Here is an 11,447-nt window from a genome sequence, read left to right as displayed (position 1 = left end):
AGTTCCACATCAAAGGACTGATGGCGGGAAAAAAGAGGCCAACATTTTTCAGCGCTTGCTGATGCTGATCCAGTAACGCGTGCGGTAGCTGACCTCCACCGGCAGTGTGGCGGGCAGGGCGGCGAGGATCGCGTCGGTGTTGTCCAGCTGGAAGCCGCCGCTGATGCGCAGGCGCGCCGCCTCGCTGTCGCAGCGCAGCCAGCCGTTGCGGTAGCGCCCCAGTTCGCGGAGGAAGTCGCCCAGCGGCATGTCGTCGGCCACCAGTTGGCCCTGGGTCCACAGCAGGCTGTCTGCCTGGGCGGGGCGCGGCTTTTCCACGACCTGCTCGCTGAACAGCACCTGGCTGCCCGCCTCGACGACCTGCCCGTCGCCTTGCCGGGGCATGACCAGCACCTTGCCCTGCAGCACCTGCAGTTGCGTCAGGCCGTCGAGCTGGCGGACGCTGAAGCGCGTGCCCAGCGCCTGCAGCAGGCCTTGTTCGGTGGCGACGCGCAAGGGCCGATACACCGGGCTTTGGCTGTCCGCGCCGCTCTCGACGAGGATTTCCCCGCGCAGCAGGTGGATCAGACGTTGCTCGGCGCTGAAGTCGAGGTCCACGGCGGTATCGGTATTCAGGTCCAGCAGGCTGCCGTCGGCCAGGCGCAGGTGCTGGCGTTCGCCCACGGCCGTCTGGTAGTCCGCGGTCCAGCGCGTCCAGGGGGCCTGGCGGTAGCCGAGGTAGCCGGCCGGCAGCAGCGCGGCCAGCACCAGCAGTTTTTTCATCGCCTGGCGCCGTTCGCGGTTGAGCGTGCCCATGGCCAGGTCGCGCGGCAGCAGGCCGAGGCGTTCCTGAACCCGTTGCACACGCTGCCAGGCCCGCTCGTGTTCCGGGTCGGCCGCGCGCCAGCGGCTGCAGGCCTGCTGCTGGCCGTTGTCCGCCGCGCCTTCGTGCAGGCGCATCAACCAGTGCGCCGCCTGGCGGGCCACTTCGGGGCGGATCGGCGCGCCGTTGTCGCCGCTCATCCCAGGTCGCCCTCGAACAGGATGCAGGCCTCGAAGGCGCTGACCATGTGGCGCTTCACGGTGCGTTCGCTGATCCCCAGCTGCTGGGCGATCTGGGCGTAGGTGAGGCCGTCGAGCTGGGACAGCAGGAAGACGCTGCGCACCATGGGTTTGAAGCGGTCGAGGAGGGCGTCGAGCTGCTGCAGGGTTTCGCGCATCAGCCAGAGGTCCTCGGCGGACAGGGCGAAGGCCTCGGGCACGCGGGCGAGCACGTCGAGGTAGGCCTGTTCCAGGGAGTGGCGGCGGAAGTGGTCGTACACCAGGCGCCGCCCGACTGTGGCCAGGTAGGCGCGCGGGCGTTGCAGGTCGAGGGCTTCGCCGGTCTTGCGCTGGGCCTGGAGCAGGCGCAGGAAGGTGTCCTGGGCCAGGTCGGCCGCCTGGCTGGTGCAGCCCAGACGACGGTACAGCCAACCCTTCAGCCAGCTGTTGTGCTCCATGTACAGCAGCCCCATCTGATCCTTGCTCAAGCCCGCTTCCCCCTACCCAGGAAGCGCGAACGATAATTGATAGTCATTCTCACTTCAATGGGGTGTCGGCTCGGCGTTATGGGGCCTGATAGACGGCGGTCTGGTCGCCCGGACGAGTGCCCGGCGCTGCATCGAAAGTCCGCATCTGGCCGTTCTCTGTCGGTTGGGACTGGTAGAAGACTCCGCTCGGCGGCCAGAGGCAGGGAGTATCTGCGGTGGCGTAACCTACCCGAGATCGAGGTTTGGGTGACGAAATGGATGGAGCGAATGCATGAGGCTACTCAAGTATGTGATGACGCATGACTCCGGCCTGGCTCCGAACCCGTTCTTCGGCGTCTGTTCACTGGCACTTTGTACGCCCAATCATCGGAAAGCAAAGCTGTTGCCGGGGGACTGGGTTGTCGGTCATTCGAGCAAATCGACAGGGCGTCGGCTGGTATATGCCATGCAATTGACCAAGGTGCTCAGCATGGACGAGTACTTTAAGGCGTTTCCCGAAAAGCGTCCGGATCCCGACGGCAGCCTCGAGCAGCGCTCTGGCGACAACCTGTACTTTCGCGAGAATGGCAGATGGTTACGCGTGCCATCTGCTGAGCACAATGACGTGGAATCCTTTCGGAATGATCAAGGGTGTCCGGTGTATCTGGCGGAAGGTGACGATCACTTCTGGTACTTCGGCGCCGCCAATCCCATGCCTGAGATTCAGGGCTTCGCCGACCGTTTTCCGTGGCTCATTCACGGGCGGCAGGGTTGTGCCTATATCGATGATGTAGAGCGTATTCAGGTGTTCGCCGAATGGCTCTCATCACTGAAGCGAAGTGGTTGCCTGGGCAACCCGCGCGATCAGCAATTCATTGCGGCGGACCGCTACTTGATTGCAGTCGATCCCGAGCCTGTCTGGCGCATTGCGGACGTGGTTGGGAGTCATGGTCTATCGACTGTTGCACGCTGTTCGCGTAGCACTACCCGAAAGCGTCCCATCAAGCGGGGTTGTTGAGTGTCGCCTGTATAGTCCAGTTGATCGTGATCGATAAATGCCCACCTAAAGTGCATGGCCGAAGGGGTGAGTTTTTTATCTTTTCTGTCCGCGTGCTTCTGTGCGAGATGGGGTTTGGCGAGTACCAGCGCTTCTTCAGCAGTTCGTTGCCCTGGGGCGGATGCTGCCGGGCGTGGTCAGCATCTGATCCAAGGCAGACGTTAGGGCCTGGCCATGCCGGCTTTCGTTCTGAGTCCTGACACTCATCGCCCCGCTGGCAACCCGTATGCCTGCCTGGCGAGGGGCCGCTCCACGAAGATCGCCTTCGCCTGCATGAAATACGGCTATCTGGCCCAAGGGCACATCAGCGAGGCGATCTGCGACGAGGCCGTCGCCGTGATCGCCTGTCTGCCGCCTGGAAGTAGCGACAGCGACGGGCGTGTGATGTCGCAGCGTCCCGTTCTCTCGATGACGGAAAAACGAATGCCCGCAAACCGCGGGCATCCGGGGGCAAGGTGGGAGGATCCGGTGGAGCTTCCCGCAAGGTAGCGATGACGTTGCGCGGCGTGCTGTTCCTGTTGCCCTGTTGGCGGCTCGCCCCGGCCGCAAGGGCCTACACCGTGACCACGATCTTGCCGACCTGCTGGCCCTGTTCCATGTAGCGATGCGCCTGGACGATGTCGGCGAGGGGGAAGGTGCGGTCGATGCGTGGCTTCAACTGCCCGCTGTCGAGCTTTTCGTACACATAGCGCTCGGCCTGCCGCAGCGTTTCGGCGTCGCCGGTTATCGCGAACATCGTGTAGCCCATCATCCTGAAGGGTTTGCCCTGAGCGCCCTGGGCCCAGGCCTCGAAGACCGGGAACGGCGTCGGCTCGGGAGCCAGCGTGCCGTAGACCATGATGAGCGCGTCCCTGGCCGTGGCCTTGGCGAGTTCGAGGAGCCCGGCCCCGGCGACGGCGTCGAAGATGATTTTCGCGCCCACGCCGTGGGTGATCGCCATGATCCGCCCGGCGACGTCGCTTTCCTCGTTGGTCACGATCACGTGGTCGGCCCCCGCGGCGAGCAGTTCGTCGCGCTTGTCCGCGGTGCGGGTGGTGGCGATGGCGATGCCGCCTTCGGCCTTGACGATCTGGATCGCGGCGATGCCGACCGAACTGGTGGCCGCGGTCAGGACGACGTAGTCACCCCTGGCGATGCGCCCGTTGTGCACGATGGCGCCGTAGGCGGTGATGTACTGCATCCAGATGCTCGTGCCTTCCTCGAAGGACAGGCGCTCGGGATAGGCGGCGAGCGCAGCGGCGGGGACGATCGCCACCTCGCCATACACGCCGTACCGGTTCAGGGGGAACGCCGGCACGGTCGAACGCACCTGGCCGACCAGGCCGGCGTCGACGCCCGGGCCGACGGCCTCGACTATGCCCGAGGCCTCATAGCCGATCTTCGACGGCAGGTCGGGGGCGAGGAAGTACTGGCCCTCGCGGAACATGACCTCGGCCCGGTTGAGACCGATGGCCTTGACCCGCAGGCGGACCTCGCCGGGCCCTGGCTCGGGCAGCGGCAGTTCGTCGATGCGCAGTACCTGCGCATCTCCCGTCTCGTGGAAACGTACGATTTTCACCAGGTTCGGCATTTCGATTCTCCATGCTCGGTGGTTGGGCTTTTTCTGGCGGGGCGATTGCGCGGGATCAGCCCAGGCTCGGGTCGATCAGGAACTTCTCGCCGGTCGCCTTGCGTTCGATGGCGCGCAACACGTCGGGTTGCAGTACCTCGGCCAGACCGATGGTCCGCGTGTAGTGGTTGGCGAAGGTGGTGGTCAGCTCGTTCGCCACGCGCTGGTGGAGACGCTTCACCAGCGCGGGCTCGGCCTTGCGGAGGAAGGGGAAGAGCAGCCAGGCCGACAGGCTCCATTCGTAGCCCAGCATGGCGCGGTCGAGTACGGTCGGCCCGTTGTCGAGGCTGCCGTAGATATAGAGTTGCTTGAAGACGTCCGAGCCGTAGCGGTTGTAGGTGGTCATCCTGCGCACGGCGGCACGCTCCATCGCCAGCAGGATGTCGCTGCCGAGCTTTCCGCCGCCGATCGCGTCGAACGCGATGCTGGCGCCGGTCTGCTCGACCGCGTCGGTCAGGCGGGTGGCGAAGTCGTCGTCCCTGCTGTTCAGTACGTGGGATGCACCGAGGTTGCGCAGGAGGGTGGCCTGCTCCTCGGAGCGCACGATGTTGACCAGGGGGATGCCGTCGGCGAGGCAGATTCTCTGCAGCATCTGGCCGAGGCTGGAGGCCGCGGGGCTGTGGACGATCGCCTTGTGCCCCTCGCGGCGCGCGGTCTCGACGAAACCGAGCGCGGTGAGCGGGTTGATGAACATCGATGCGCCCTCGGCTGCGCTGGCGCCTTCGGGTAGGGGGATCACGTTCGCCATGGCGATCCTGCGGTAGTCGGCGTACATCGCACCGCCGAACATGCCGACGCGCTTGCCCACGAGCGCTGCCGCGTTCTTTCCGGCGGCCACGACCATGCCGGCGCCTTCGTTGCCTATGGGCAGCGACTGCCCCAGCCGGCCCGCGACCGAGGCCAGGCGTTCCGGCGGCACGCCGAGCGCCAGCCTGGGCCCGTGGCTATCCTCTGAGGCCTCGATGCTGGAAAGGTCCGCCGGGCCCAGCAGCAGGCCCATGTCGCTCGGATTGATCGGCGTGGCTTCGACGCGGACTATCAGCTCATCGTCGCCGGGCTCTCCCAGTTCCACGGGTTCAAGCGACAGGACGAGCCTGCCATTGCTGTCGATCGTGGAGCGCATTTCACGTCCTGCCCAGGTCATGTTCACCTCCTGCCTGCCGGTTGTGCTTTCGTGCGTGCCGCTTCGGTGCGCGGCGGGGGATGGGAACAGCCTGTCTCGGCAGGAGATACAATCCCGACCGCGGCAGGTGCTCGATCCGTAGAGCGTGACTCTACAGAAGAATATGACTCTACAGAAAACGTTTTCGAAATGCACCGGGCAATTCAGGCATACTCAAGCGAACGTCGGCGGTAATGGGGGAGAGATGAAGCAGCGGATCAATATCGTGGAGCTCGCGCGGCAGCTGGGGTTGTCGGTTTCCACGGTCTCCAAGGCGCTCAATGGCCGGGCCGACGTGAGCGACGCTACCCGTCAGCGGGTGCGCGAAGCCGCGGAGCAGTGCGGCTTTTCGCCGGACCCCGCCGGCAGGCGGTTGCGCCGGCAGTCTTCCGAGACCATCGGCTTCGTCCTGTCGCCGCCGCAAAGCCACTTCGCCCATCCTTTCTTTCTCGACCTGCTGACGGGGATCGACAGGGGGCTGGAGAAGACTGCGCTGCAGTTGGTGATCGTCACGGCGCGCACGGTGGAGACCGAGCTGGACAGCTTCCGCCGCCTGGTGGAGCAGCAGCGGGTGGATGCGGTGATGTTCGGCCGCACGCGGCGGGACGACGCGCGCATCCGCTACCTGCAGGAGCGCAACGTGCCGTTCGTCACGCTCGGCAGGAGCGAGACCGACAACCCGTTCCCCTTCGTGGACATCGACAGGACGGTGGCCGGCCGCAACGGCACCGCCCGCTTCATCGGCCTGGGGCACCGGCGGATCGGGCTGCTGAGCACGCCGGGCTTCCTCATGATGAGCCACTACCTGCAAGAGGGTTACCGGGCGGCGCTGGCTGCGGCGGGCGTGCCGTTCGATCCGGACCTGGTGATCGAGACCGCCTTCGACGAGGAGGGCGGCTTGAACGGCGCCCGGCAGCTCCTGGCGATGGCGCAGCCGCCCACGGCGATCATGTGCGGCCACGACCTCATCGCCAGCGGGGCGCTGCAGGCGATCGTCGAGACCGGCCGGCGCCCCGGCGTCGACGTGGCGGTCATCGGTTGCGACAACCATCCGCTGGGCCCCTACCTGAATCCGCCCCTGACCACCTTCTCGGCCCCGACGCTTGACGCAGGGCAGCGGATGGTCGAGCTGCTGCTCGCTTCCATGGAGGGCCGCCGCGCCGAGGAGTTGCAGGAGGTCTGGGCGCCGGAACTGATCCTGCGGTCTTCCCACGGCTTGCCGCTGGATAGCGTTCGCCAGCGCTGAACCGACAGGCTGTCTCTTGACACTGCGCTTCTGCATGCATAAGTTTCGAAAACGTTTTCGATCATTTTGCTGAAAGGAGGGTGCCCACATGCGCGATCAAGCAGGCGGCTGTTTGTGCGGAGCCGTGCGCTTCGTGCTCAAGGCCGAGCCACAGGCGGTGGTGATCTGCCACTGCACGCATTGCCGGAAGCAGAGCGGCAGCGCCTTTTCAGTCAACCTGCTGATGCGCGAGGGCGATGTCGAAGTGAGCGGCGAGACGCGCTTCTTCGTCGATCACGGCGACAGCGGCCTGCCGTCCTATCGGCACTTCTGCCCGAACTGCGGCTCCCCGGTCATGACCCGGGCCGAGAACCTGCCCGGCGTGGCGATCGTGAAGGCCGGCGCTCTCGATGACCCGGCCGCGGTGCGGCCACAGGCCGAGATCTATACCGACCATGCGCTCGGCTGGTTAACCCCGGTGGCCGGTGCGGCCCGATACGAACAGGCCCCGCCCCCGGCCCGCTAGCGGCGTGGCGGCGGATTTTTCCAGAATCGAACCCAAGGAGCAGACCATGAGCTTTCAGGCGATCAACCCGGCCACCGGCGAAGCGGGGCCGGAATACCCGTTCATTTCCAACGAGGCGGCCTTCGCGGCGCTGGATACGGCGGACCGCTGCTTCCACGACGACTGGCGCAGGCGCTCGGTCGCCGAGCGGGCCCGCATCGTCGGCCGCGCGGCGCAGATACTGCGGGAGAAGCGCGACGAGTATCAGCGCTATCTCACCCAGGAGATGGGCAAGGTGACGCGCTTCGGCTACATGGAGGTCGACCTCGCCGCCGACATCCTCGACTACTACGCCAGGCACGGCGAGCGCTTCCTGGCGCCGAAGGCGCTGCCCGACGTGCCCGGCGCCACCCTGGTGTCCGAGCCCATCGGCGCCATCCTCGCCATCGAACCCTGGAACTTCCCCTACTACCAACTCGCCCGCGTCGCCGGCCCGCAACTGGTCGCGGGCAACGTGGTGCTGATGAAGCACGCACCCAACGTGCCGCAGTGCGCGCTCGCCTTCGCGCGGCTGTTCGAGGAGGCCGGCGCGCCCAAGGGCGCGTACACCAACCTGTTCTGCAGCGTGGAGCAGGTCGCCGGGCTGATCGACGACTTCCGCGTGCGCGGCGTGGCATTGACCGGCAGCGAGGGGGCCGGGGTTTCCGTCGGCGAGCGCGCCGGGCGCAATCTCAAGAAGGTGATACTCGAACTGGGCAGCAGCGATCCTGCGCTGATTCTCCCCGGCGCGCCGCTCGATCACGCGGTCGAGCAGGTGGCGATGGGGCGGACCTTCAACTCCGGCCAGGGCTGCGTCAACATCAAGCGCGTCATCGTGGTCGGCAGGGAGCGGGGTGAGCAGATGCTGGCGGCCCTGAAGTCGCGGTTCGCATCGATCCGCGTCGGCGATCCTGGCGACGCGGCGACCGACATCGGACCGGTGGTCAGTGAGCGCGCGCTGGACACGCTGCTGCGGCAGATCGCTTCTGCGAAGGCCGCGGGAGCGGAGGTCGTCTTTGGCGGCAAGCGGGTCGAGCGCCCGGGCTTCTTCCTGGAGCCGACGATCCTCACGAATATCACGCGTGAGAATCCGTTGTTCGGCCAGGAAGTGTTCGGGCCCGTCCTGTCATTCCATGTCGTCGAGAGCGAGGAGGAGGCCATCGAATTGGCGAACGCCACCCGCTTCGGCCTGAGCGGCTACGTCTTCGACGCGGACACCCGGCATGCGCAGGAGGTCGCGGCGCGGATCGACTCCGGCATGGTGTACATCAACACCTGCTTCATGGATGCGCCGGAAACCCCCTTCGGCGGCGTCAAGAACTCCGGCTTCGGGCGCGAGCTGTCCGAGATCGGCATCGGCGAGTTCCTCAACCTCAAGCTCATACGGGTGACGGAAATCGCCTGACGGCGAAGGGGCGCATGGAGTCCGGCCAGGGGAAGGCCATGCGTTGCCCGCGCCGGCGGTCTGGGCAACAGCCAGCGCGCGGGCACGGCCAGCCCCGCCATTGCAGCGGGCGCTGGCTAGAAGAAACTCAACGCCGGACCTTCGGCTTCGGCCGGCCCTGCACGCACTTGAAGCGCGGGTTGGACTTGCAGATCACGTACAGCCGGCCGCGCCGTTTCACCACCTGGCAATCGCGGTGGCGCAGCTTGGCCTTCTTCAGCGAGGCGAGGACTTTCATCACGCCCCCTTGTTGCCGACGAACCCGGCAAAGCGCTTGTTGAAGCCGGCCACGCGGCCTTCGGCCTTGGTCTTGCGCTGCTCGCCGGTATAGACCGGGTGCGAGGCGCTGGATACGTCCAGGGTCATGTAGGGGTAGGTGTTGCCGTCGACGTAGGTGTGGGTCTTGTCCGTCTGCGCGGTGGAGCGGATCAGGTAGAACACGTCGGCGGCCGTGTCGTGGAACAGCACGGGGCGGTACTCGGGGTGGATGCCTGGTTTCATGGTGCCTCCTGTATGTAATGTAATAATATTACATTTAGTCGAGAAGGATTCGCAATACCGCATGTCCGGCGGCTCAAGGTCGGGCCTTTCAGAGAGGAGAGGTGGCTGCGGCACGGACATGCCTGCCCTTGTTGCATACGTCTCCAACGATCAACGCGCGGGTGCGTTTGAAAGCACCCGTGCTTGCCGCCGTCCAGCGTTCACGAAATGGAACGATGAGAGCCATTTGGTGTGACTACCGGCAGCATCGTTGCGGAACTAACGTGATTGCCGTCGGCTACGTCGAGAGCGCTGGAGGGCCCGCCCCCAGGCCGTTTCAGCTTCGACACCGGGACCGGCACGCGTCGTTCCCGGTCCGCATTCCCTTCGTATTTGCCGGCAGCCAAGGCAGGCGGCACGGGTTCGGCTTGTCCGCGATCCGTGAATTGGGCCCAGGCCTGTGCGCCCGTCCTGGCGGGCACCTTTCCGATTTCAAGAACAAGAGTACGGAGTCACGCTCATGAACCCGCAAAACACCTCCCACGTCATCGAAGTCCCCGTCCTGATCGTCGGTGGCGGCCCCTCCGGCCTGACGGCTTCGCTGCTGCTGTCGCGCTATGGCATCCGCAACCTGCTGGTCAACAAGTACCGCTGGACCGCCAACAGCCCACGTGCGCACATCACCAACCAGCGCACCATGGAGGTCTTCCGCGACGCGGGCGTCGAGGCGCAGGTGGTGGCCGCCGCCAGCCCCCACGAGCTGATGGCCAACAACGTCTGGGCCACCAGCTTCAGCGGCCAGGAACTGGGCCGCCTGCTCACCTGGGGCAACGCCATCGAGCGCAAGTCCGACTACGAACTGGCCAGCCCCTCGGCCATGTGCAACATCCCCCAGCACCTGATGGAGCCGATCCTCGCCAACGAAGCCCTGCGCGCGGGCAGCGAGATGCGCTTCAACAACGAGCTGCTGGACTTCACCCAGGACGGGGAGGGCGTCACCGCGCGCATCCTCGACCGCGGCACCGGGCGCGAAATCACCGTGCGCGCCCAGTACATGATCGGCGCCGACGGCGCCCGCAGCCGGGTGATGGAACTGCTCGGCATCCCCCTGGAAGGCGAGATGGGCCTGGGCTGCGCGGTGAACGTCTGGCTGCGCGCCGACCTGCGCCGCTACTGCGAGAGCCGTCCGGGCGTGCTCTACTGGATGGTCCAGCCGGGCAACGACTACTGGGTCGGCAGCGGCACCTTCATCTGCGTCCGCCCGTGGAACGAATGGGTGATGCTGTTCATGTACGACCCCGCCCAGGGCGAGCCGGACCTCAGCGAGGCCGCGGTGATCGAGCGGGCGCGGCGGGTGATCGGCGATGCCGACATCCCGGTGGAGATCCTGGCCGCCAGCAAGTGGCAGATCAACCACGTGGTCGCCCAGCGCTATGCCGAGGGCCGGGTGTTCTGCTGCGGCGACGCCGTGCACCGCCACCCGCCGGCCAATGGCCTGGGCACCAACACCTCGGTGCAGGACGCCTACAACCTGGCCTGGAAACTGGCCCTGGTGCTCAAGGGCCAGGCCGGCCCCGGGCTGCTGGACAGCTACTCCGCCGAGCGCCAGCCCGTCGGCCGCCAGGTGGTGGACCGGGCTATGGAAAGCGTGCGCAACATGCTGCCGATTTCCAACGCCCTGGGCTTCAAGCCGGGCCAGAGCGAGGCCGAGGGCTGGAACAGCCTGCACGAACTGAGCGCCGACAGTCCGCTGGGCCGCGAACGCCGCGCCGCCCTGGAAAAGGCCATCCAGCTGCAGCACTACCAGTTCAGCTGCCACGGCGTGGAACTGGGGCAGCGCTATGGCAGCGGCGCGGTACTCGCCGACGGCAGCGAAGAGCCGGCCTACACCCGCGACCGCGAACTCTACTACCACCCCACCACCTGGCCCGGCGCCCACCTGCCGCACGCCTGGCTGCACGACACCGCCGGGCGCAAGCTCTCCACCCTCGACCTCTGCGGCCAGGGCCGCCTGACCCTGCTCACCGGCCACGGCGGCGATGCCTGGTGCCGGGCTGCCGAGACCATGAGTCGCGAACTGGGTATCGACCTGGTGGTGCGCCGTATCGGCCTCGGTCTCGATTACGAAGACAGCTATGGCGACTGGGCGCGGCTGCGAGAGATCGACGAGGATGGATGCCTGCTGGTGCGGCCGGATCAGCATGTGGCTTGGCGTTCGCAGGGTGCGGCGGCTGATGCTGAGGCAGTGTTGCTAGGGGCGGTCAGGGCGGTGTTGGCGCGGGGGTGAAGGGGCTTTCCTCGTCCTGCGGGATAGCGGCCCAGGGAAGGGCCGCGGTGGTTAGCTGATGAGTTGTTCGGTTTTTATTCGAGGGTAGAAAAGTAAATCTCTCTATCTCCCAGACTGTTTGTGACCGATAGCTGCTTTTGGCGAGGGGCTGC

General features: G+C 66.2%; 11 protein-coding genes. 5 read left to right on the top strand and 6 right to left on the bottom strand.

The window, feature by feature from the left end; translation table 11 throughout:
• Positions 1 to 48: 48 nt before the first annotated feature.
• Both ACTWJ5_RS21455 and ACTWJ5_RS21450 read right to left on the bottom strand, forming a co-directional pair.
• Positions 49 to 1,002, bottom strand: a complete 954-nt coding sequence (locus tag ACTWJ5_RS21455) for a FecR domain-containing protein (protein WP_444436509.1) — start codon at positions 1,000 to 1,002, stop codon at positions 49 to 51.
• Entirely contained in the window at positions 999 to 1,493 is a 495-nt protein-coding gene (locus ACTWJ5_RS21450) for a sigma-70 family RNA polymerase sigma factor (protein WP_116423724.1), read from the bottom strand. The genes ACTWJ5_RS21455 and ACTWJ5_RS21450 overlap by 4 nt, the downstream gene beginning before the upstream one ends.
• A 286-nt stretch (positions 1,494 to 1,779) precedes the next feature.
• On the opposite strand from ACTWJ5_RS21450, the gene ACTWJ5_RS21445 reads away from it, so the two are divergent.
• Positions 1,780 to 2,505, top strand: coding sequence for a hypothetical protein (locus ACTWJ5_RS21445; RefSeq protein ID WP_444436508.1), 726 nt, complete (start codon positions 1,780 to 1,782; stop codon positions 2,503 to 2,505).
• Positions 2,506 to 3,097: 592 nt separating this feature from the next.
• On the opposite strand, the gene ACTWJ5_RS21440 is transcribed toward ACTWJ5_RS21445, so the two are convergent.
• Positions 3,098 to 4,102: a zinc-dependent alcohol dehydrogenase family protein gene (locus ACTWJ5_RS21440; protein ID WP_444436507.1), complete on the bottom strand. Its 1,005-nt coding sequence runs from the start codon at positions 4,100 to 4,102 to the stop codon at positions 3,098 to 3,100.
• Positions 4,103 to 4,169: 67 nt separating this feature from the next.
• Complete coding sequence (locus tag ACTWJ5_RS21435; RefSeq protein ID WP_444436506.1) at positions 4,170 to 5,297, bottom strand: zinc-binding dehydrogenase; 1,128 nt, start codon at positions 5,295 to 5,297, stop codon at positions 4,170 to 4,172.
• A 223-nt stretch (positions 5,298 to 5,520) separates the two neighbouring features.
• Between ACTWJ5_RS21435 and ACTWJ5_RS21430 the strand changes: the two genes are divergently transcribed.
• The 3 genes from ACTWJ5_RS21430 (at position 5,521) to ACTWJ5_RS21420 (ending at position 8,489) form a co-directional block, all read left to right on the top strand.
• Positions 5,521 to 6,561 carry a LacI family DNA-binding transcriptional regulator gene (locus ACTWJ5_RS21430; RefSeq protein WP_444436505.1) on the top strand — a complete coding sequence of 347 codons (1,041 nt, stop codon included), beginning with the start codon at positions 5,521 to 5,523 and terminating at the stop codon, positions 6,559 to 6,561.
• An 88-nt stretch (positions 6,562 to 6,649) separates the two neighbouring features.
• On the top strand, positions 6,650 to 7,066 hold the full coding sequence (locus ACTWJ5_RS21425; protein ID WP_444436504.1) for a GFA family protein: 417 nt from the start codon (positions 6,650 to 6,652) through the stop codon (positions 7,064 to 7,066).
• Between the two features lie 46 nt (positions 7,067 to 7,112).
• Entirely contained in the window at positions 7,113 to 8,489 is a 1,377-nt protein-coding gene (locus ACTWJ5_RS21420) for an aldehyde dehydrogenase family protein (protein WP_444436503.1), read from the top strand.
• 127 nt (positions 8,490 to 8,616) lie between these two features.
• Here the strand turns inward: ACTWJ5_RS21420 and ykgO are convergent, their stop codons facing one another.
• Positions 8,617 to 8,766 (bottom strand): type B 50S ribosomal protein L36, encoded by a 150-nt coding sequence (gene ykgO / locus ACTWJ5_RS21415; protein WP_009619020.1) that lies wholly within the window; start codon positions 8,764 to 8,766, stop codon positions 8,617 to 8,619.
• Positions 8,766 to 9,029, bottom strand: a complete 264-nt coding sequence (locus ACTWJ5_RS21410) for a type B 50S ribosomal protein L31 (RefSeq protein WP_009619021.1) — start codon at positions 9,027 to 9,029, stop codon at positions 8,766 to 8,768. Before ACTWJ5_RS21410 ends, ykgO begins: the two co-directional genes overlap by 1 nt.
• A 499-nt stretch (positions 9,030 to 9,528) precedes the next feature.
• Here ACTWJ5_RS21410 and ACTWJ5_RS21405 point away from each other — a divergent pair, with 499 nt between their 5' ends.
• Positions 9,529 to 11,295: an FAD-dependent monooxygenase gene (locus ACTWJ5_RS21405; protein ID WP_444436502.1), complete on the top strand. Its 1,767-nt coding sequence runs from the start codon at positions 9,529 to 9,531 to the stop codon at positions 11,293 to 11,295.
• The last annotated feature ends 152 nt before the right edge of the window (positions 11,296 to 11,447 follow it).

This window comes from Pseudomonas sp. A6, assembly GCF_052367875.1.
Lineage (GTDB): Bacteria > Pseudomonadota > Gammaproteobacteria > Pseudomonadales > Pseudomonadaceae > Pseudomonas > Pseudomonas citronellolis.
Note: the sequence above shows the minus strand (reverse complement) of the source record. Positions and strands in the feature narration are given on the sequence as shown.